Below are 22,208 nucleotides of genomic sequence, written 5' to 3' on the forward strand. Positions count from 1 at the left end.
CTTGTGGCAATGAACATTTATCCTGAACAATTATCATGGAATTAGAACAAAACACACCACTCACACTGCCGCTTTTTTTACTCGATGAGCACATTGAGCAGCGCGACCTAGAAGCCTCTGACTTAACTTTGAGTGTGATCTTAGACGAAACCTTACTAGCTAACCTCTGTCAAAACCCTGCAGAAGATCAAAGCATCAGCATTAATTTAGAAACCTATCAACTATTTGCAGATAATAGAGATTTCAAACCTGTGATCAGTGAAGCACATCAAGCTCAGTTACTACTTAACCGAGGTCCGGTGTTAAGTGCTGTCGTCAGTAGTGGAGAGCAAGTCTTTATTTCTCCTCCAGTAGAAATGATGCCGACATTTGATTTAGGTGACGAAGAAGAGGAGGCGTAATGCCTTTTAAAAAAGGGCTTGTTATTACTTGCCTACTTTTTCTAAGTGGTTGTGTTGCATTGGCAGCCAACCACTACGAGACTTTGTTTGGGCCAGCGCAAACACAACAACGTCAAGTCGTTGCAAATACGCCTCATGCAACGCACTATCTAAATGACGTAAAGCCGATTATTGAGCAGCGCTGTGTGGTGTGTCACGGTTGTTACGATGCACCTTGCCAGCTAAAGCTCTCTTCTCCTGAAGGTATTGATCGCGGCTTGAGTAAGGAGCCTGTGTATGACGGGACACGTTTATTGGCGCAAACACCGTCACGTTTACTGATAGATGCCACATCTACACAACAATGGCGCGATAAAGGCTTTACTGCGGTGCTTAACGAACATCAGCAAAGTGCAGATGCAAACTTAGCAGCTTCTGTGATGTATCGTTCATTATTATTAAAACAAAATACTGAATTGCCCAAACAGCAAGTGCTAGGTGATGAATTTGATTTTAGCCTAGACAGAACGGCCACTTGCCCGAGCATTGAAGAGTTCGACAGTTATGCGCAAAACCAGCCTCATGCGGGTATGCCTTATGGTTTGCCAGCGTTAGAGCAAAGTGAATTTGTTGTACTGCACGACTGGTTAAAAAGCGGTGCTAAAATGGCCCAAATTTCCCCGCCGACCTTAATTGAGCTTGCGCAAATTGAAATCTGGGAAGCGTTTCTAAACCAAGATAACCTTAAGGCGCGTTTGTCAGCGCGTTATATCTATGAGCATTGGTATTTAGCGAACATTTACTTTGATGAAGCCAATAAATCAGACTCGCCGAGCTTTTTTAAATTAGTGCGCTCAAAAACGCCACCGGGGCAGACGATTGAAATTATCGCGACGCGCCGACCTTTTGATGAGCCAAACGTTGAGCGCGTATATTACCGTTTTCAACATCAGCGCAGCACAGTATTGTCGAAAACCCATATGCCGTTGGCAATTAATGATCGAAAGTTAGCGCGTTTAAAAGCACAGTTTATCGAAGCGGGTTATCAGGTTTCGAGCCTGCCAGGCTATGAGCCTGAGGTCGCTTCGAATCCGTTTAAGAGCTTTGCGCAGCTACCCGTTAAGTCTAAATATCAGTTTATGCTAGACGAAGCGCATTTGATCATCAGTGGCTTTATCAAAGGGCCAGTTTGCCGTGGTCAAATTGCATTGAATGTGATTAACGATCACTTTTGGGTTGCCTTTGTCGATCCTGAAAAAAATAGCTCACCAAAAATGGCCGAGTTCTTAATTCAAAATGACGATGAACTTGCGCTGCCTGCTGCAGAGCAAAGCAATGCCTTACCTCTTTCAAGTTGGGCTAAATATGCCAAACGCCAGCATGAGTATTTAAATGCTAAAACGAAATTAGCGAATCAAGTGTTTGCCGATGGCAGCAATTTAACCACAGACTTAATTTGGCAGGGTGAAGGACATAACCGTAATGCAGCACTCACAGTATTTCGCCACTTCGACAGTGCCACTGTGGTAAAAGGTTTTGTTGGCCAGCCACCAAAAACCATGTGGCTATTAGACTATGCGTTGTTTGAGCGTATTCATTACTTGCTGGTGGCCGGCTTTGACGTGTATGGCAATGTAGGGCATCAACTCATTACCCGTTTATATATGGACTTTTTACGTCTTGAGGGTGAGCAAAACTTTATAAATTTATTGCCGCAAGCTGAAAGACAAAAAGTCAAAAACCACTGGTATCGTAAGTCGCATTTAAGCTTAAGTGAGTTTATAAATCGTAAGACCATTTTAGCTGCCCCAACGGGGATGCAATTTACCACCTCTGAGCCTAAGTTAGAGCTATACAGCAAGTTTAAACAGCATTTGCAGCCTATTTTAAGTGAGCGTTATGCCTATAACTTGGTACCTAAGCCATTGGCAAAATTAAATTTGTTACCGAGCAAAGCCATTAATTTACTGCCTCAAGTGTCATTTATTTTGGTCAAACACGGCGAGCAGCATAAAGCGTATACGCTTATTCATCATAACGCGCACTACAATATTTCTAGTTTATTAAACGAAGAAGGTCAGCGTGCTTACAATGAAGATACTGCGACCTTAGTGCCGGGGTTTATTGGAGATTACCCTGCTGCCATATGGTATTTACCTAATTCGGAGCATGTTCATAGCTTTGTTGAAAATTTGCATAGCATGCAAAGTGAGGCCGACTACAGAGCTCTAAAAGAGCAATTCGCAATACGTCGAAGCCATCCGCAATTTTGGCAATACAGCGACCTGTTGCATGAGGTTGCTAAGCAGTACAAGGGCATCGAATATGGGGTGTTTGATTACAATCGACTTGAGAACAGATAACTCTGTTGGGTATGATAGTCGTTAATTAAAAAACGAAATTAGGAAGCGCACCATGTCTGCGAACACAACAAAGCTAGTTGTTATGCTAGAAATGCAAAACGCCATGAACACTAAGGTTCATGAGCAATGGTTTAACCAAGGGTTTGAATGGTATCGCGCTATTTGGGTTGAGTGTGCTGAAATGCTAGACCACTACGGTTGGAAGTGGTGGAAAAAGCAAACGCCAGATACTGAGCAAGTGATTTTAGAGCTGGTGGATATTTTCCACTTCGGCCTATCGCTACGTATTGATGGCGTTAAAAGTTATGAGCAGCTAGCAACTGAACTGGAAAAAGAGTTAAGCGAGCCGCAACTTGCTGAAGACTTTAAACAAACTCTTGAGCAGCTAGCGGCAAGTGCGGTGGCTGATAAGTCTTTCAACGCACAAGCATTCGCTGGTTGCATGCAGCAAATCGGTATGAGCATTGATGATTTATATCGTGGTTATGTTGGCAAAAATACCCTGAACTTCTTTCGTCAAGATCATGGTTATAAAGACGGTTCTTATATCAAAGTATGGAACGGGCAAGAAGACAATGAGCATCTAGTTGAAGTTGTGAAAAGTTTAGACACAGAGCATGCGGACTTTGCTAAGCAAGTTTATGCAGGGCTTGAAGCGCGTTACCCTGCATAATATTTGCTCTAAGCTATCGGTAATAAAGTGCGATAGTCAGTAATTGATAAATAGCCAGTGATGTCTTTCACTGGCTGTTTGCTATCAGGGTTAGCAACTGCCAATAAGTGCTCAATACCATATTGTTTAGCTGAAGCTAATACGCTTAAACTGTCATCGACAAACAGAGTTCTGCTTTTATCAAACCCTAAGTCGGCTTGGACTTGTTGCCATAAGCTTTGGCTTTCTTTACTCACGCCATACTCATGGGTTGAAATCAGCTTATCGAGGTATTGATCAAACTGCGTGCGTTCGACTTTTAAGCTCAAGCTATCTGGGTGCGCATTGGTGAGGAGAATTAACTCTTTTCCTGCGGCTTTTAACGCCTTTAAAAACTCCGGCACGTCGTCACGTATAGTGATCAAATGTTGTATCTCACGTTTCAGTTCCATGATGGGCAGTTCGAGTTCTTTTTGCCAATAATCTAAGCAGTACCACTGTATTTTTCCTTCTACAGCTTGGTAGCGTTTTTCTATATCAGCAAAAGCTTCTGCGACACTGATTTTGTGTTTTCTTGCGAGCTGTTCGGGGATCACATTTAACCAAAAATGGTTATCAAAATGCAGATCGAGCAGTGTACCGTCCATATCTAATAAAACGGTATCGATTTTTGACCAATTTAACATAGGCATTTGTCGTTAAAGGCTTTATGATTAAGTTAACTGCCATATTAGCAAATAAACGCCTATGTCACAGAAAAAGCATCCTAACCCACCCGAAATTATCCACTGCGATGTAGTGGCCAAAAGTAAACTATTTACCGTTGAAGCCTTAGATTTAAACTTTTCAAATGGTGAACAGCGTCAATATGAACGTATTCGAGGCGGTGGCCGAGGTGCTGTGATGGTGGTTCCAATCACTGCTGAAAATGAGCTTCTATTGGTCAGAGAATATTGTGCCGGTACGCATAACTATCAACTAGGCTTTCCTAAAGGCTTAATTGACCCAGGTGAAACTGCAAAGCAAGCGGGCAATCGCGAGCTAAAAGAAGAAGTTGGCATGGGCGCAGAGCAGTTTGATGAGCTAAAAACACTGTCACTGGCGCCGAGTTATTTTAATGCTCGCATGCACATTTTGGTCGCGCAAAATCTTTACCCAGAAAGTTTAGAGGGTGATGAGCCAGAGCCGCTGGTGGTTGTAAAATGGCCGTTAGCTCAGTGGCAGTCATTACTTGAGCAAGAAGACTTTACTGAAGCACGCAGTGTGGCAGCGCTTATGTTGTTACAAACCTTCCTAGCAGCAAAGGAGTAGCATATGCAGTCATTATTAGAGCCTTGTATTGAGCTTGCCCAAAAAGCAGGGCAAGCGATTATGGATATCTATAAACAAGATGACATTGGGCAGCAAGAAAAGTCAGATCATACACCAGTCACCAAAGCTGATTTGGCCTCTAACGAAGTGCTGATGGCAGGTTTGCAGGCTATGGCACCCGATATTCCGATTATGTCTGAAGAAACGCCTATTCCAGCCCTTGAAAAACGCCGCGAGTGGCAGCGTTATTGGTTGTTAGATCCTATGGATGGTACAGGCGAGTTTATTCTGCAAAGTGGTGACTTTGCGGTAAATATTGCATTAATAGAAAACAACAAGCCTGTTTTGGGGGTCATTTTCTGGCCTGCTAAAAATACCACATACTTTGCTTATGCAGGTTTAGGTGCATTCAAACGTGTGGGTGAAGAACAGCAGAAAATTAGCGTTGCCTCGCCTGATAACTTAACTTTGGCGGTGAGTCGCAGACAAAAACTCGAAGCAGTAAGTCAATATCTGAATAGCCAATTTGATACCGTTGCGCTTGGTTCATGTTCACTCAAGGCATGTATTATTGCTGAAGGCAAAGCCGATTGCTTTTTAAGAATTGGCCCAACAGGCGAGTGGGATACGGGCGCTTCACAGGTAATTGTCGAAGAGGCCGGTGGCTGTATCACTGATTCTGAGTTTAACCCTTTAACTTATAATCAGCGCGAAACCACAGAAAACCCAGATTTTATTGTAATGGGTCACCCTGATTGGCAGTTCCAGAAATTGATCACGCCACATCAAAGAGCTATAGATTAACTTGTATGTTTTTATCTCATTGTTATCTTGGACATGTTTCAAACAAGGAGAAGATGATGAAACTAAAACTTAATAGTAAAAAACTTAAGCAATTAAACAAAGAGAGCAAAAACTTAGATAAAGCCCAAACAAAGCAAATTGCAGGTGGTTGGGTAACTTGGTAGTGTTTATCAGGCCTTTGGGACTGTCGTTAATTGTTCAAAGCTAGCATTCATTGCTAGCTTTTTCGGTACTTTGCTAGACTTTTGTTTTATTTTTATCCATTTGAACGCGATTTCGTGTTTTATGCCTTGCAATAAAAATTTAATCCATTATTATAGCGACCTCTTGAGAGGAAGACCTTTCAAAACTCATTAAAATAACGCTGTTTATTTTAGTGTTACAGGCGCGGGATGGAGCAGCCTGGTAGCTCGTCGGGCTCATAACCCGAAGGTCGTCGGTTCAAATCCGGCTCCCGCAACCAATTCTTTTAGAGAGAATTAAAACCTCTAAGGCTTGTTTGCTTATGCAAACCATTCGGACGCGGGATGGAGCAGCCTGGTAGCTCGTCGGGCTCATAACCCGAAGGTCGTCGGTTCAAATCCGGCTCCCGCAACCAATTCTTCTAGAGTGAATCTAAAACTCTAGGGCTCGTTTGCTTATGCAAACCATCTGACGCGGGATGGAGCAGCCTGGTAGCTCGTCGGGCTCATAACCCGAAGGTCGTCGGTTCAAATCCGGCTCCCGCAACCAACTTTTTTACCTTAAAAATCTTTTTATCAAATCCTCTTATTACATTAGTTCTTTGGTTCAAATACAATTTTTAACTTTCGTCAGTTTTGTCGGGCTCGCTCTTATTATTCACAAAGGTCGTCGGTTCAAATCCGGCTCCCGCAACCAACTTTTTTACCTTAAAAATCTTTTTATCAAATCCTCTTATTACATTAGTTCTTTGGTTCAAATACAATTTTTAACTTTCGTCAGTTTTGTCGGGCTCGCTCTTATTATTCACAAAGGTCGTCGGTTCAAATCCGGCTCCCGCAACCAACTTTTTTACCTCAAAAATCTTTTTATCAAATCCCCCTTATTAGATTAGTTTTTTGGTTCAAATATAATTTTTAACTTTCGTCTGTTTTGTCGGGCTCGCTCTTATTATTCACAAAGGTCGTAGGTACAAATCCGGCTCCCGCAACCAACTTTTTTGCCTTAAAAATCTTTTTATCAAATCCCCTTATTAGATTAGTTTTTAACTCAAATATAATTTTTAACTTTCGTCTGTATCGTCGGGTTCGCTAATATAAATCCTTATTTGACTTCCGAAGTGATTAATAATTAATTTCGCTTATCGCTTATCGCTTATCGCTTATCGCTTATCGCTTATCGCTTATCGCTTTAACTGAGCTATTTTTATTCTGGACCGACCAGTTTGATTACAAAATTTTTAGCCTTTTAAAAATTAGAAAATTTAGCCTTAAAAATTTATAAAATGCATTATCAATGTAATTATTGATGTTTGCGTGTGTAATTTAAATCAATTAACTGCTCGAAATAGATTAAGATCTGCGCCAATTCTATAATCATAAACGAGAGCAACATGACAGCAGTAAACAACCAGAATTTGCTTCAATTACGTTTTATTCAACAGCCTCATATTGATGGTGTAAAACCATTCTTTGATCATCTACCTGATAACCCGTATGCAGACGGTGCTTTCCGTAAACGTCGTTATTCGGTATTGAAGTTTGTCGATAATGAAGTAAGCCTTCAGCCAACTAAAGCGTTTGTTCAAGACGACTCAATTAACAACTTTCAGGGTAACATTGAGCGTGTTTATGAGAATTTAGAAACCGATTTAATTAATAGCGATGCATTTAAGCACTTACTGACTGAATTCAGAGCGATGACAGGCATTGAAGAGAGCCGTGACATCGAAGTTCATCAGTTCAGAATGCTAGCGATTGAAAGCGACACACCACCGGCACCAGAAGGCGTTCACCAAGATGGTTTTGACCATGTGTGTGTGTGTGGCGTATCGCATGAAAATATCGCAGGCGGTGAGCTGCTGGTATACGAGCACAAAGAAGCTGAGCCTTGCTTCAAGATGGAAATCAAAGACGGTTTGTTTGCACTTGTAAATGACCGTGAAGTTTGGCACAACGCCACACCGATGAATAAATTAAATGCCGATGAAATTGGTTATTTAGATTGCTTCGTGTTTACAGCGTAAGAGGCCAGGATGGAACTACAAAAATTGCGTCGTCAGTTCCCTGCACTTATGCAGCAGGTGAATGGTCAATCTCCTATCTTCTTAGATGGTCCGGGTGGCTCGCAAGTACCTCAGTCGGTGTTGAGCGCAATGTCGGCTTATTTGGGTTACTACAACTCAAATTTAGGTGGTGCATTCTTCTCAAGCGATAAAACTGTCAGTTTAATGGACAATGCACGTCAAGCAGTTGCTGATTTATTAAATGCGCCAAGCAAAGAGCAAATCGTGTTCGGTGCGAACATGACGAGCTTAACCTTTAGCTTTAGCCGTGCGGTGTCACGTGACTGGCAAGCGGGTGATGAGGTGATTGTGACCAATGCCGATCACTTCTCAAATGTGTCTTCTTGGCGTCAGGCTGCTGAAGATAAAGGCGCACTTGTACACGCTGTAAAAATCAATGAAGCGGATTGCGCTCTAGATTTAGCACACTACAAGTCACTGTTAAATCACAAGACTAAGCTAGTTGCTGTGACTTATGCGTCGAACACGACGGGTTCTATTAACGACATTAAACAGATCGTAGAACTTGCGCACCAAGTTGGTGCGTTGGTGTATGTGGATGCGGTTCACTATGCGCCTCATGAGCTTATCGATGTTCAGGCACTTAACTGTGACTTCTTAGCGTGTTCGGCTTACAAGTTTTTTGGCCCGCACGTAGGGATTGTTTATGGTAAGCGTGAACATTTAGAAGGTTTTACGCCATACAAAGTGGAACCTGCAAAAGATGTGATCCCAAGTCGTTGGGAAACGGGCACACAAAGCTTTGAAGGTTTGGCTGGTGTGATTGCGGCCATTGACTATATCGCAAGCTTAAGCGACCTACCAGAAAGCACACCGCGTCGTGAGCGTTTAGCGCAAGCATTTGCAAACACCAAAGAGCATGAAATGGCATTGAGTGCGTATTTCCTAAAGCGCCTTGCTGATTTTCCTCAGATCCGTTTGTACGGTATCGAAGATGAATCTCGTCTTGCTGAGCGTACACCAACTTTTGCTCTAACATTTGAAGGCTTAGCACCGCGTGAAGTGTCTGAGTTCTTAGGCAAACAACACATGTGTGTATGGGATGGTAACTTCTATGCGCAAGGCTTATGTGAGCAGCTTGGTGTAATGGATAAAGGGGGTGTTGTTCGTATTGGTTGTATGCACTACAACACCATTGAAGAGCTAGAAAAATTATTCAGTGCATTTGAAGCGTTACTGAATCGCTAATTTTGCTTGAATAAAAAAGGCGCTATTAAGTGCCTTTTTTATTTCTAACGGTAGTCTTAGCAGTAATCTTTATTGCTAAAGCAACCTAAGTAGCTCATACAACGCCAAGCAGGCTGTGTCCAATTAGGATCCCAACCTCCGGCTACTTTTGGGGTAACAGCTTGTGGTAAATCGCTGCTGTTTTTTGACAGGCTTTTCATTTTCTTTTTGTTTAATTGCAACTTCATATTATTCTCCTTAATTAAAGTCAGCTTGTTTGATTGAAAAATAATCGCTGCAATTACACTAGAAGTAAAATGAAATATATTAATGTATGAAAAATAGGCTAAATATTTTCTTCAATATAATTATTTAGCTTTGCGATTCGTTGGCCCATACCTTCAATAATTCTATCTTTAATTTTTTCTCTGATCACACTTGGTAGGCGAGTTAATGCTTCTGGTGTAATGGTCAGTAAAATACTGTCGCTGAGTGCTTTGGCATTGGTACTGTGTTCACGTTTACAAATAAATGCGCCTTCACCTATGAATTCACCCGGACCTACCTTGCCGAGCTGACTGAGTTCTTCTTTTTTAAATATAGCGAGTTCACCGCTTAGGATAATAAATAAACGGTTATCTTGATCGAAGCGTTTGAAGGCATGCTTGTCTTTTTGCACGAGATATAAATGGCTGAAAGACTCAAGCAATACTTGTCTTTCAGCTAAAGTGAAGTCACTAAAAAAAGGCAGGCGATTGATTATTTCTAGCTGTTTAATCAGCGGTACATGTTCTAGTAACTTCATAGATAATATTCAGAATAGTTTTAACTATCCTGAATATTGCGCTCTTTTAGTTTTCGGGTCAATGTATTGCGGCCCCAACCTATACGAAGTGCAGCATCTTGTTTATGACCGTGGCAGGCATTTAAAGCGGTTTTGATCAGACGGGTTTCAAGTTGCGCTTGAACTGCCGGCCAAATATTCTCTTTGCCGTTTTTAAGCTCTTGGTTAAGCCAAACTTGAAAGGCATCGAGCCAATCGCCTTGCGCTTCTGGTTGTACTTGCGTGTGTTGTAACTCGTCGGGTAAGTCGATATCACCAACTAGTTCGCCAGGTGCCATAACAGTTAACCAGCGGCAGGTGTTTTCTAATTGACGTACATTCCCCGGCCAGTGATACAACTGCATGGTCTTGATCGCTTCAGCAGAAAGCGTTTTACTTTCGACCTGTAATTCTTTCGCGCTCTTTGCTAAAAAGTGAACGGCTAAACGTTCAATGTCTTCTGGGCGCTCTCGTAAGGCAGGGATCTTCAAACGCACTACATTGAGGCGATGGAATAAGTCTTCACGGAATTTACCTTTTTGCACTAAGGTTTCGAGATCTTGGTGTGTGGCCGCGATAATTCTTACATCAACCTTAATGCTTTGATGCCCACCAACACGGTAGAACTCTCCATCGGCTAACACGCGCAATAAACGAGTTTGCACGTCGAGTGGCATATCACCGATTTCATCTAAAAATAACGTACCACCGTCTGCCTGCTCAAAGCGGCCGCGACGTATGCTATCAGCGCCAGTGAAGGCGCCTTTTTCATGACCAAACAACTCTGACTCTACAAGATCTTTTGGAATAGCCGCCATGTTGAGTGCGATGAAAGTATTGGCTTTACGCGGGCTGTGATTATGTAATGCGCCTGCAACAAGCTCTTTACCAGTACCTGATTCGCCATTGATCAAAACACTCATACTTGAAGCGGATAATTTACCGATGGCGCGAAATACTTCCTGCATTGCAGGGGCTTCGCCTATGATATCTGGGCTGTTTTGTGGTGTGCTCGGTTGCGCTTTGGTTTTACGGTTTTGTTGCTGAGTCTCGTAAGCACGTTCAACTAGTTGGGTTGCTTCGTTCAGGTCAAAGGGCTTTGCCAGATATTCAAATGCCCCTTTTTGAAATGCATTGACCGCAGAATCTAAGTCTGAGTGTGCTGTCATAATGATCACAGGCAGATTCGGATGCTGACTATTAATCTGTTCGAGTAGTGCCATGCCATCGATACCCGGCATACGCACATCAGACACAAGCACTGCCGGTTGGTTGTATTCAAGCGCAGTCAGTACATCTTGGCCATTTGTAAAGCTTTCTGTGGCAAAACCTGCACGAGACAAAGCCTTATCTAAAACGAATCGAATAGATGCATCATCGTCAACTAACCAGACTGATTTCATTCGTGATTCCCCGATGGTTGTGATGTAAATGGCAAATATATATTGAACTCGGTATGACCCGGCCAGCTATCACATTCAATACTGCCACCATGTTGTTCTATCAGTGTTTGTGCAATAGAGAGCCCGAGACCAGAGCCACCCTCTTTATTGGTTACCATAGGGTAAAATAAGGTGTCTTTTAATTGTTCGTCTATACCTGGTCCATTGTCGCTGATTTGAATAAGCAGTGCTTTTTTAACGACATGATCCCCTTGACGAACACGATGTCTGAATCGGGTTTTTAAGGTTATCTCTCCACCTTGTTTGAGCGCTTGCTGTGCGTTACGCACGATGTTTAAGATCACTTGTTGGATCTTAGCTTGGTCAATAACCACATCAGGAATACTCGGATCGTAATCTTTCTTTAAGCTGATGTGTTGACCCTGTTCAAAGCTACATAGTTTGATAACAGACTCTAACAGTTGGTGGATATTGCACGATGTTTTATTAGGGAGCTGGTTAGGGCCTAATAATTTATCTACCAATTCAGTCAGCCTATCTGCTTGCTCTATGATAAGTTGTGCACATTGCTCGCGCTCTTGCTGGCAAGTCTCATACTGCAATAATTGCGCCGCTCCACGAATTCCACCTAATGGATTTTTTATTTCATGGGCAAGACCGCGGATCAGTGTGCGTGCGGCATGATATTGGTGCATTTGCTTAGAGGCTTGATCAAATTTTACTTCGTCATCAATTTTGCGACATTCAAGCAAGATGTAAGCTTGGTGCTGATGCACAATTTTGCGACTATAAATGTTCAGCGTGGCGGAGCGATTATCGATGAACACCACGTCTACTCTGTGTTGCTGGCAATCAACGCCTTCATCTAGCACGTATTGAGAGAGTTTTTCAAGGTCGATACTATGATGGTTAAAAATACTGAGTAGGGGTTGATTGAGTAGGCGTTTTAGGCCCAAGCCAAACAGTTCACTACAAGAATTGTTGGCAAATTGAATAGTGTAAGCATCATCAATGACTAAGATGCAAGTTGATAGATTTTGCCAAACGTTTTCGGCAAAAGACGTTAAGGAGTGTACCATGATGGATCAGCTTTCATTGTTATGCACCAATTTGGTGCGTTTTATCATACGCCTACATTTGACTTGCATCAACGATTACTGACACTGGCTTTATGAAGGTAAAATGTGTGCTCTTTGCTTGTCACAATTTGTGTGCCTTGAGGGTTGAAAACAGCCATTTTTATCTTATGTTCACCTCGTGAGAGTGATTTAAGCACAAATGAAGTGGAAGACTGCTTTGCACCTACAGTACTGCCGTTATGGAAGAGCTGGACGGTAAAGCCTTTATGAAACCTAGGCAGCACTTGTCCACTGACATAAACGGTACCGGTGTTTTCTCTAATGGTTTGCTCATGGTTTGGTGAAGTGATATTTGCTTGATAAGAGATTTGCTTTTGGGTGTTTGATGATTGCAGAACATTGGTATTGGTACTTGGCATGACCAATGGCTTATTTAACTTTACTTCTTGCGCGCCTTTTCTGGGGGTGTCTGAGTAGACCCAATTGCCATTTTTATCTTTCCAACGATAAATTTTAGCGTCACTTGGCAGCGAAATCAGTGTCATTAAAATACATAACCCTTTTACCGTCCATTTCATTTTTTTGCCCTAACTCTTATCACACAATGCAATAAATACTTTAGTTGTTTATGAACTGCTTTACCATAAAAAAGCCCGCTTTCGCGGGCTTGAGAACACATATGATTTAGGTGCGTGTCAGTTACACGCTTGAGTGCATTTTAAACTCGTCACTTGTAGTGTGAGTTGTCATGTCCTCTAGAATTTAACTGCTAATTAAGCAATTAAACGCTGTAGTACATTTCGAACTCAACTGGGTGAGTCGTCATGTTCAGTTTTTCCACTTCTTGTGACTTAAGTTTGATGTATGCATCAATTAAGTCATCAGTGAATACGCCACCTTGGATAAGGAATTCACGGTCAGCATCAAGTGCTGAAAGCGCTTCTTCTAGTGAAGCTGCAACTGTTGGGATTTCAGCCGCTTCTTCTGCAGGTAGGTCATATAAATCTTTGTCCATTGCATCGCCAGGGTGGATCTTGTTCTTGATACCGTCAAGACCAGCCATAAGCATTGCTGAGAACGCTAGGTAAGGGTTTGCTGTTGGATCTGGGAAACGTACTTCGATACGACGTGCTTTCTCAGAAGGAACAACTGGAATACGGATTGAAGCAGAGCGGTTACGTGCAGAGTATGCAAGCATTACTGGTGCTTCGAAGCCTGGTACTAAACGTTTGTATGAGTTAGTAGACGCGTTAGCGAATGCGTTGATTGCTTTAGCGTGCTTAATGATACCACCGATGTAGTATAGTGCTTCTTCAGAAAGACCGCCGTACTTGTCACCAGCGAAGATGTTCTGGCCATCTTTACCTAGTGATTGGTGACAGTGCATGCCTGAACCATTATCGCCTACGATTGGCTTAGGCATGAAAGTTGCCGTTTTACCATATAGGTGCGCCATGTTGTGGATAACGTATTTCATTTCTTGAATTTCGTCTGCCTTCAATACCATGGTATTAAAGCGAGTTGCGATTTCGTTTTGACCCGCTGTAGCTACTTCGTGGTGGTGTGCTTCAACAACTTGGCCTAATTCTTCTAGAACTAAACACGTTGCAGAGCGCCAATCTTGTGAAGAATCAACCGGTGCTACTGGGAAGTAACCGCCTTTTACGCCTGGACGGTGACCCGTGTTACCACCTTCGTAATCTTTGTCAGAGTTCCAACATGCTTCTTGAGCATCAATTTTGTACATAGAACCAGACATGTCAGTTTTGTACTTAACATCGTCAAATAGGAAGAATTCTGGCTCTGGACCGAATAAAACAGTGTCTGCAATACCAGTTGAACGCATGTACTCTTCTGCGCGCTTAGCAACAGAACGTGGGTCACGCTCGTAACCTTGAAGTGTTGATGGCTCAACAACATCACAACGTACGATTAGTGTTGTTTCTTCTGCAAATGGGTCTAGCTTTGCTGAGTCAGCATCAGGCATTAACACCATGTCAGATTCATTGATGCCTTTCCAACCAGCGATTGAAGAACCATCAAACATTTTACCATCTTCAAAGAAATCTTCGTCAGCTTGGTGATGAGGGATAGAAACGTGCTGCTCTTTACCCTTAGTGTCAGTGAAACGTAGGTCAACAAACTTAACGTCGTTTTCCTTGATAAATTGTAAAACAGTATGAGACATGTGTGTCCTCCAAAACTCGTTGGGTTATTTATTTTGTTGTAACTTTCATTACGATTGCTCACTAGTAAGCGGATAATATGCCAACTTTATACTTTGTTGAAAAGCATGGGTTTTTTGTTTTTCATCATGCTGATGCACCTAAATAGTGCACCACAATGATCCGCCATTGCACGCAGTTGGTGCAGCCCTAGTATAGTGCAGACCTGGTATTTTCCCAGTGTTTTTACTGGGAAAATACTTAAGTTTTGTGAGTGGGATTAGGGCGTGTTGACCTTTGTTGTGTGCTTTTGCAGCGGTGAGTTGGATATTTAGACTAGGCAGAGGCTGCGTAGCATAGTTATTCTATGTAAGTCAGCCGATAACGACGAATAAATGTTCAACTCGCGCTGCTCGAAGAGTTCAACCAAAGGCTTCCACTACTTTTTCATTCGCCACTCACATAACCCATTATGCGGGGCAACCTTTGCTACGTAGCTCATTTCGCGTATTGAAAGCCTTTGATTTGAACAAAATTCGCACCTCAAAGATAAACACGCCCTAATTGTCTTTTAAAGCGTAAATAGCGGGCTGTCGAATGAGTTTGGCTATTGATAGGGTCGTTGCAACGCTTACAAGTAAAGCAATGGCTGATGTTGGTAATACATAATCCAGTAGCGACAAGTTAAATTGATATTGGCTATTAACTGCCAAGTATTGTGTCAGTTGTATACCTAACAGTGAAATAATGGCCCCCATCAAAACCGGTTTGAAGTTATCTTTTAAAACAAGCGCCAAAATGGTTGCAGGTGCTGCGCCTAAAGACATGCGGATCCCAAGTTCTGTTTTACGTACTGCAACGTTGTAAACAAGGACACCATAAATACCTATAAAGGCTAAACAAGTGGCGAGGCCTGCCAGCCCTAAAGTGAACAAGCTTGCGACTTTATCTTGCTGCGTGTGCGCTGCGAATATCTCGTCTGTAGTGGCAAAGTTGTAGACCTTAATTTGGTTATGAACCTTGCCCATTAACTGATTGAGTGTTGTAGCTGTCATTGGCTTTCCCTCTGGCGTTTTAACAATTAAAAACGGGTAACCAGATGGGATCATAGGACTATATAGGCGACCCATTTTAGCAATATGAGGTAAGGTCAAATCATCAACAATGCCTATGACAGTATGAGGGTGAGTGTCATAAGGCGGGTAAATCTGTCTCCCTAACACAGGCCCATAAGTTTCAAATTGAGATGCAAGGGTTTGGTTAATTAACATGACTCTATCGCCGGCATGGATCTCTTGCTCAGTAAAAAAGCGTCCGCTGCTTAGGGTAATACCCAATAAATTGAGGTATTCGGTGCTGCCAACAGTAGAAGTTACCTTAAAGCTTGGGTCAGAGGGGTCAGGTCCGGTGCGAACTTCGCCAGGGTTAAAGCCTTCAACCCAGTAATTAATCGGCGGGTAGCCACCAATGCCTACATCGACAATGTCTTGTTCTTCACGTAGTGAGTCGACCAAATTGAGCATCAGTGCCTGGCGTTCAGCACGAGGCGTGCTGAGTAAATCGCCTAAGTTGAGAGCAACCTGATAGGTGTTTTGATGATCGAGCCCTGACGGCTGCGTGAGAATTTTTAAACTATTTTGGAAAATATAAATACAGGCAATGAGCAGTGCCAAACACAAGGCAATTTGCACACTGATAAATAAGTTACGTGAGCTTGCAGAGACTTGCGTGCCAGTGCCTTTACCACTTTGCTGTAATACTTGATTAATGGCGCGATAGTTTAATAAACGACTGACCGACAGCGCGAGCACAGTATTTAGTACCAATGCGCTGAACAGTGAAAACATGAAGGTAACGGGGGTAATACTCAGCTCATCAAGGCGTGCAAGCGGGCCAAACGCACCACTTTTTAAAACTTCAATGATGATACTAACCACACCTAGGGCGAGTAAGACAGCGGCGCAAAATAGGCAAAAAAGCTCAATAAATACATGTTTGAACAAATCTCTAGGTTGCGCACCCATAGCAACATGAATGGCCATGGTGCGTTGACGGTTTACGGCACGTGAAATGACTAAGTTACCAATATTTGAGAGGGCAATAAGCAATAATGTGATGCTGCCCAGTAGCATGAGTAAACTGGTGGTTTCTGCTTCACCAATGATCCGATTGCGAAATGGTACAAGGTTTACTTCTAAAAAGTGATCCCTGAAGTTTTCTTGTTGAACGTCTCGATTAGCAAAGCCTTCATTAAACCAGTTCGTCAGTGCCAGCTCGAGTCGAGCTTTGTTATTTGTATCGTCAATCTTAACCAACATGTGTGCTTGGTTAGATGAAAATCCCCAAGACGGCGTAGGAGCATCATTATAATCATAGGCAATCCATACATCAGTATGCCAGCCAGGTGCGGCAAGTACTGGCTCGACAAAGTGCTCAGCTAAAACGCCAACGATGCGAAATTGTACGCCTTTGAAGTCTAAGCTTTTGCTCAGTACATCGTTACTGCCATTAAAGTGAGTTTGCCAAACGTCAAAGCTAATAATGGTGACCGGAATATTGGCATTCAGTGTTTCATCATCGTTTAAACGTCTACCGAGTGCCATGGGGGCGTCGAGTATGTTAAAAAACTCTGGCGTGACCGCACCAATATTAAATACAGGATTGGTTGGGAGCGAATGCTCAACATCAATACTGATATTATGTAGCGCAATGCGGTCAATATGTTGTGTGAATTCTTGATGCGCTTCAATGACACCTTTGGAAGGAAGCCAGTTATCAGATACTCGTTGCTGGGGGCTAAATCGCTCGCCGCGAACGAGCATCAGCTTGTCGGCTTCAGGGTAGGGTAAAGGCTTAGCTAATATCTGATAGTTCAGATTAAACATAGCAATGAATGCCCCTAAGGTGATCCCCAGCGTGAGAATAATCGTGAGGCTGTATCCTTTTACGCGAGCGAGGTTATATATGGCTTGTGATAATTGCTTTTGCAGTTGCATACTTCCTCCTACTCGCTGATTGATTGCACTGTGGCAGGCGTGTCAACGACATGCTCGGCACTGATGATCTTGCCATCTAATAAGTGCAATTTTCGTGAGGCCATATCGGCATATCTAGGATCGTGGGTTACCATGCAAATGGTGGTACCTTGTTGATTGAGCAGTCTAAGCATATCCATCACGGCATCACCATTACGTGAATCCAAGTTACCTGTGGGTTCATCTACCAGCAGTAAGCTTGGGTTACCAATTAAAGCACGGGCTATGGCGACCCTTTGTTGTTGTCCACCAGATAATTGATTTGGACGGTGCTGGGCTCTGTGACTCATATCAACTTGCGCTAATACATGACTGACTTGCTGTTCAATATCGCTTTCATTATTAGACTGTTGGCTGTAACGCAAAGGCAGTGCCACATTCTCGAACACAGTCAGGTCATCAATCAGGTTAAATGATTGAAAGATAAAACCAATTTTTTCGTTTCTGACAAAGGCGGCTTCACTTAAATTCAGTGAGCTGACATCTTTGTCGTCAATGTGATATGTGCCCGTTGTGGGCATGTCGAGTAGACCCATAATCGACAATAAGGTCGACTTACCGCAACCTGATGGGCCGCAGATAGAAACAAAGTCACCTTGGTAAATGGTCAAGTCGACCCCACGCAGGGCGTGGGTCTCCATTTCGTCTGTACTGTAAACCTTAGTGATGGCGTGCATTGAAAGTACAACATCTTGCATGGTGATATTCCTTATTATTAATTATTGTATGATTTGAATACGGGCGTGATCACGGTACAGAGACATATCCGAGAGGATAATGCGATCTGCCATGTTAGCACCACTGATGATTTGAATAAATTGGTCGTTTTCTTCGCCAAAGCGGATATTGGTCGGTGTTGCCAGTGTGGCTTGTGCCAAGGTAAAGAGTTCGGCGCTTTGATGTGCGTTGACGTTATTTGGCTTTTCAACATAAAGCACATTACTCAGCGCTTGGGTTTGAATATCTGCTAGTACATTAAGCTCTGCACGGGCTGATTGCGGCACACCTTGAGTAAAGCTGAGCTCAACTTCAACAGTCCCATCTTGCACCTGTGGGGTAATACGTGTGACCTCTGCTGGGACTTTTTCTCTACGTGTATCTACAATGGCTTTTTGCCTAACTTGAAGCTGGTCTACTTTACTTTGCGCGACTCTGATCAAGGCTTGTAAATCTTGGCTACTGCCTATTTGCGCAAGCTCTTGCCCGGGCAGTACGCTTTGTCCAAGGGTGATAGGAAGCTGCTGTAGTACGCCACTCATTCCTGCTCTTACCGTGAGTTCATTTTGGCGTTGGCTCAACCTAGTTAAGCGCGAGCTTGCTTGCCCCAGTTGCTCTTGAGAGATTTTAATATCTTCTTGGTGTAGTGCTTTTAATTGCTTTATACGAGTGCGTTGCAATGCCACACGTTGCGCGAGTTGATCTTCTCTTAAGCGGGCGGTTTTAACATCAATTTCAGCGATAACGCCTTGTTCATGCAATGCTTGTTCGGCAATACGTCGAAACTTTAAGGTTTGATATTCGCTGTCGATCTGAGCAAGTTGCGCTTCTTCTTGTAGCAACTCTCTCTGGTTTGCCAAAGCTTGTCGACGTATCGCCGCTTGTTGCTGGTTAACCAACATTTGCTGACTTTCAATTTCTTGCAACAGATCAGGGTCGTCCAACGTAAGAATGATTGAGTCAGGGTCAACTTCTGCACCAGGTCGTAAGAATATTTCAGTGACCACGGCGTTACTTTTTGCCGTAAGTAGTGTTTGCTTATTTGACCTTAATACCCCATAGCCCGATACACTGACCGCTAAATTGCCTTGTTTTACTTCACCTATTACTAAGCTGCTACGCTCAATAGTGAGGTCATTAGGTTGTAGTGTATTCATGACTATCAATAGGATAGCCACGGCCGCGCAGCAAAGCGCGATTAAATACTTTTTGGAAATGCCTTGTTTGGTTTTTTTAATATCCACTCATAAACTCCTTATTGCTATACAGAGTTTATGAGCAAGGGATGCTCCAGTTTTAAGTTGTTGAAATATATTGTTTTTATTTTCCCTCTCTCAATTTGAGTCCGATTCCGGACTTATATTGAGTACAAAATCGGACTATTGATAGCGTATGCTTGCTGGCAAAGTAATGTGCGCGCAGGCCCCTTTTGTTGTGTTATTTTTTAAACTGAGCTCTCCACCCATTTGTTCTATTAAGTGTTGGCATAAGCTCAACCCAATACCTTGTCCGTCAGGTTTGGTGGTGTAAAAGGGTACGAATAAATTGTCTGGATTCAATATGCCATGTCCATCATCGCGTAATTGGATATGCAAAGTAGGGCCGTCAATTTTAAAGCTCAATTGTATATTGATACTCTCTGCTTCTATTGCATTTTTAATTAAATTGATTAGCACTTGCTGCAGCAATGTCTCATCGACTTCGAGAACCAGTTCGAGTCCTTGTGCCGTTAGTTTTTGTCCGGGATATAAATGGCAAAGAGCTTGAAAGAGTGTTTTGGCAACCACCTCTCTGGGGCTGACTTTGATAGGCTGGTTGAGCTTTGCAAACTGGGATACAAAGTGTTGTAAATGCTTTGCACGCTCCATGATTATTTCCATGGCTTCAACTTGACGGGGTTGATCAAGCATCTGAGATAAGCTTTGCGCCAATGCAGAAATGGGCGTTAAAGAGTTTTTAATTTCGTGGTTTAAGACTCGGGTCATTTGTTGCCACGCTTTTATTTCTCTTTCACGCAATGCCGATTGAATATCAATACACACAAGTAATTGATACTGCTTGCCTCTATCTAAAAAGACACTGTGGCGAACTTGCCAGCGCTTACGCTTATAGGGGTCGATAAACTGCCAATCAGGCGTTGCCTGAAAGCCCAATCGTTTGGGGGAGCTAAAGCGTAATGTTTGCCATGGTTGTCCTAATAATTGTGTGCATGCCCCATTACCTTGGCTGAGCTGTTGGCGATGATCAAATACCAAGATTGGCGTGTTGAGCTGTTGTATGAGTCGATATAACACAAAAGCTTGCTCATCGACTTGCTCTTTTTGCTCTTGCAGCTGCTCACTGAGTAATTTTAATGCACTTTGTAACTGCGCGCTTTCTCCGACTTGGCAAGGGGCCTTTATGAGCAGGCCGTAATCTTGAGAGAGTAAACTTTGGGTTTGTCGCTGCGCGCGCGACATTATAAGTGTGTAGCGAGATAACAAAGTTCGATAGGCAAAAAATAAGCTAGCACACCAAATGACGATACTCAGTGTCGTAATCGGAAGTGAAAAAGACAATACGCCGTATTGACTCAGTAACCCCAATACAATGACGGGGATGCTGCCAATTAAATACATTGTGCTAAGCAGCATCCGCTCAAAGCTAAGATTAAACCAACTCATATTTTTCTAGCCGGCGATATAAAGATTGTTTTGTGATGCCGAGTAATTGGGCGGCTTGGGCTTTATTTTGATTACTGTGCGCGAGGGCTTGCATAATATGCTGCTTTTCAACTTGAGCCAGTGTCAATTCTGGGCCATATCCGGCGTTGTTCATATCCGCTAATTCGGCAACTTGAATGTCTTCTGCTTTTAGCGTGTCGCCGAGTGATAATAATACCGCGCGCTCGAGACAATGGTTGAGTTCACGACTGTTACCAGGCCAATGATAATCATGTAACTTTTGTTCGGCACAATCAGATAGATTCGCTATTGGTTTGTTGTAGCGTTGGCAGTGTTTGGCGATAAAGTGGCGCGCTTGCGGTAAAATGTCTGTCCGGCGTTCACGCAGTGGGGGGATGGTGAAGGTCAGGGTATTAAGGCGGAAAAATAAATCTTGGCGAAATGCACCACTGCGGATCAATTCAGCAAAATCCCCATTAGAGGCGCTGATAATACGCGCATTCGAGGCCTGAGTATGTTCAGCTCCTACCGCTTCGTATTCGCCAGATTCTAACACCCTTAATAATTTAGCCTGTTGGTTTGCCGGAAGGCAGGCCAATTCATCTAAAAATAATGTGCCATGTTGCGCCTGTTCAAAGCGACCCTCTCGGTTTGTTTTGGCATCGGTAAACGCGCCTTTCTTATGGCCAAATAACTCACTTTCAAATAACTGCTCAGGGATGGCTGCCATATTGGTGGTTACAAATGGGCCTTGGGCGACACTCGATTGCTGGTGGATCCAATGCGCGAGTTGGCTCTTGCCTGTGCCGTTTTCGCCAAGTAGTAAAATGTTGGCATCACTCTGTGCGACAGCTTGTAACTGTTGTAGCAGTTTTTGCATTTGTTCACTGTGATAAATTAGATCGGATTGCAGTTTAACAGGTGTATCAGGTTTAGACTGCGCATTAGCTTGCAGTGTATGTACATCGAGCTGCTGCTCAATCACTTCTTTTAAGCGTAAATTATCCCAAGGCTTTTCAATAAAGTCGTTGGCGCCAAGTTGCATGGCATCAACCACTAATTGTGTGTTTGACCAAGCGGTCATCGCGATAATGGGGGTTGCGATTGCTTGTTGTTGCTTCCAGCGTAAAAAGCCTAATCCTTCTTCGCCCGATGTGGAATCTAAGTCAAAGTTCATATCAAGCAGTATGATGTCGGCTTGGTTTGCTTCTAACCATTGCTTTGCTTGAACTGGGTTTTCAACTTCACAGACGCGATAACCAAACGCCTCTAAAACAAATAAAGCTGCTAAACGTACTTCGCGATTATCTTCTATAATGAGGATGCGTTTTGGTGAGCTAGACATTTTTTACCGCTAATTGTCATATCCTTTTAATAGCA

19 protein-coding genes and 3 tRNA genes are annotated in these 22,208 nt (G+C 43.0%); 10 read left to right on the plus strand and 12 right to left on the minus strand.

The window, feature by feature from the left end; genetic code table 11:
• The first annotated feature begins 35 nt into the window (after positions 1–35).
• The 3 genes from ACGHEH_RS20990 to ACGHEH_RS21000 are packed head-to-tail and all read left to right on the plus strand — an operon-like array spanning position 36 to position 3,416.
• A complete protein-coding gene (locus ACGHEH_RS20990; protein WP_390449514.1) occupies positions 36–401 on the plus strand; it encodes a hypothetical protein in 366 nt (121 codons plus the stop codon).
• Positions 401–2,743, plus strand: coding sequence for a fatty acid cis/trans isomerase (locus tag ACGHEH_RS20995; protein ID WP_390449517.1), 2,343 nt, complete (start codon positions 401–403; stop codon positions 2,741–2,743). The genes ACGHEH_RS20990 and ACGHEH_RS20995 overlap by 1 nt, the downstream gene beginning before the upstream one ends.
• A 52-nt stretch (positions 2,744–2,795) precedes the next feature.
• Positions 2,796–3,416: a dUTP diphosphatase gene (locus ACGHEH_RS21000; protein WP_390449520.1), complete on the plus strand. Its 621-nt coding sequence runs from the start codon at positions 2,796–2,798 to the stop codon at positions 3,414–3,416.
• 8 nt (positions 3,417–3,424) lie between these two features.
• Here ACGHEH_RS21000 and yrfG read toward each other — a convergent pair whose 3' ends face one another.
• Positions 3,425–4,081, minus strand: coding sequence for a GMP/IMP nucleotidase (gene yrfG / locus ACGHEH_RS21005; protein ID WP_390449523.1), 657 nt, complete (start codon positions 4,079–4,081; stop codon positions 3,425–3,427).
• 61 nt (positions 4,082–4,142) lie between these two features.
• Between yrfG and nudE the strand changes: the two genes are divergently transcribed.
• The 7 genes from nudE (at position 4,143) to ACGHEH_RS21040 (ending at position 8,964) form a co-directional block, all read left to right on the plus strand.
• Positions 4,143–4,706, plus strand: a complete 564-nt coding sequence (nudE, locus tag ACGHEH_RS21010; RefSeq protein WP_390449526.1) for an ADP compounds hydrolase NudE — start codon at positions 4,143–4,145, stop codon at positions 4,704–4,706.
• A gap of 3 nt (positions 4,707–4,709) precedes the next feature.
• Entirely contained in the window at positions 4,710–5,510 is an 801-nt protein-coding gene (gene cysQ / locus ACGHEH_RS21015; protein ID WP_390449529.1) for a 3'(2'),5'-bisphosphate nucleotidase CysQ, read from the plus strand.
• A gap of 386 nt (positions 5,511–5,896) precedes the next feature.
• A tRNA-Met gene (locus tag ACGHEH_RS21020) sits at positions 5,897–5,973 on the plus strand.
• 58 nt (positions 5,974–6,031) lie between these two features.
• Positions 6,032–6,108 (plus strand) — tRNA-Met (locus ACGHEH_RS21025).
• Positions 6,109–6,165: 57 nt separating this feature from the next.
• A tRNA-Met gene (locus tag ACGHEH_RS21030) sits at positions 6,166–6,242 on the plus strand.
• Between the two features lie 841 nt (positions 6,243–7,083).
• On the plus strand, positions 7,084–7,716 hold the full coding sequence (locus tag ACGHEH_RS21035) for a 2OG-Fe dioxygenase family protein (protein ID WP_390449532.1): 633 nt from the start codon (positions 7,084–7,086) through the stop codon (positions 7,714–7,716).
• A gap of 9 nt (positions 7,717–7,725) precedes the next feature.
• The gene (locus ACGHEH_RS21040; RefSeq protein ID WP_390449535.1) at positions 7,726–8,964 is read left to right on the plus strand and encodes a cysteine desulfurase-like protein; all 1,239 of its coding nucleotides are present in this window, start codon (positions 7,726–7,728) and stop codon (positions 8,962–8,964) included.
• A gap of 56 nt (positions 8,965–9,020) precedes the next feature.
• Here ACGHEH_RS21040 and ACGHEH_RS21045 read toward each other — a convergent pair whose 3' ends face one another.
• The 11 genes from ACGHEH_RS21045 to ACGHEH_RS21095 form a co-directional block, all read right to left on the minus strand.
• Positions 9,021–9,191 (minus strand): hypothetical protein, encoded by a 171-nt coding sequence (locus ACGHEH_RS21045; protein WP_390449538.1) that lies wholly within the window; start codon positions 9,189–9,191, stop codon positions 9,021–9,023.
• Between the two features lie 98 nt (positions 9,192–9,289).
• Positions 9,290–9,748 carry a cyclic nucleotide-binding domain-containing protein gene (locus tag ACGHEH_RS21050; RefSeq protein ID WP_390449541.1) on the minus strand — a complete coding sequence of 153 codons (459 nt, stop codon included), beginning with the start codon at positions 9,746–9,748 and terminating at the stop codon, positions 9,290–9,292.
• A 20-nt stretch (positions 9,749–9,768) separates the two neighbouring features.
• A complete protein-coding gene (gene ntrC, locus ACGHEH_RS21055; RefSeq protein WP_390449544.1) occupies positions 9,769–11,169 on the minus strand; it encodes a nitrogen regulation protein NR(I) in 1,401 nt (466 codons plus the stop codon).
• Entirely contained in the window at positions 11,166–12,248 is a 1,083-nt protein-coding gene (gene glnL, locus ACGHEH_RS21060) for a nitrogen regulation protein NR(II) (RefSeq protein WP_390449547.1), read from the minus strand. Before glnL ends, ntrC begins: the two co-directional genes overlap by 4 nt.
• Before the next feature lie 68 nt (positions 12,249–12,316).
• Complete coding sequence (locus tag ACGHEH_RS21065; RefSeq protein WP_390449550.1) at positions 12,317–12,826, minus strand: DUF4124 domain-containing protein; 510 nt, start codon at positions 12,824–12,826, stop codon at positions 12,317–12,319.
• A 203-nt stretch (positions 12,827–13,029) separates the two neighbouring features.
• Complete coding sequence (gene glnA, locus ACGHEH_RS21070) at positions 13,030–14,436, minus strand: glutamate--ammonia ligase (RefSeq protein WP_058031201.1); 1,407 nt, start codon at positions 14,434–14,436, stop codon at positions 13,030–13,032.
• Positions 14,437–14,973: 537 nt separating this feature from the next.
• On the minus strand, positions 14,974–17,409 hold the full coding sequence (locus ACGHEH_RS21075; RefSeq protein WP_390449553.1) for an ABC transporter permease: 2,436 nt from the start codon (positions 17,407–17,409) through the stop codon (positions 14,974–14,976).
• Positions 17,410–17,417: 8 nt separating this feature from the next.
• Positions 17,418–18,146: an ABC transporter ATP-binding protein gene (locus ACGHEH_RS21080; protein ID WP_390449556.1), complete on the minus strand. Its 729-nt coding sequence runs from the start codon at positions 18,144–18,146 to the stop codon at positions 17,418–17,420.
• Positions 18,147–18,167: 21 nt separating this feature from the next.
• Positions 18,168–19,409: an HlyD family secretion protein gene (locus tag ACGHEH_RS21085; protein ID WP_390449559.1), complete on the minus strand. Its 1,242-nt coding sequence runs from the start codon at positions 19,407–19,409 to the stop codon at positions 18,168–18,170.
• 135 nt (positions 19,410–19,544) lie between these two features.
• Entirely contained in the window at positions 19,545–20,828 is a 1,284-nt protein-coding gene (locus ACGHEH_RS21090; RefSeq protein WP_390449562.1) for a sensor histidine kinase, read from the minus strand.
• Positions 20,815–22,173, minus strand: coding sequence for a sigma-54-dependent transcriptional regulator (locus tag ACGHEH_RS21095; protein WP_390449565.1), 1,359 nt, complete (start codon positions 22,171–22,173; stop codon positions 20,815–20,817). The genes ACGHEH_RS21090 and ACGHEH_RS21095 overlap by 14 nt, the downstream gene beginning before the upstream one ends.
• Positions 22,174–22,208 lie beyond the last annotated feature (35 nt).

It is taken from the genome of Pseudoalteromonas sp. MTN2-4 (assembly GCF_042848605.1).
Lineage (GTDB): Bacteria > Pseudomonadota > Gammaproteobacteria > Enterobacterales > Alteromonadaceae > Pseudoalteromonas.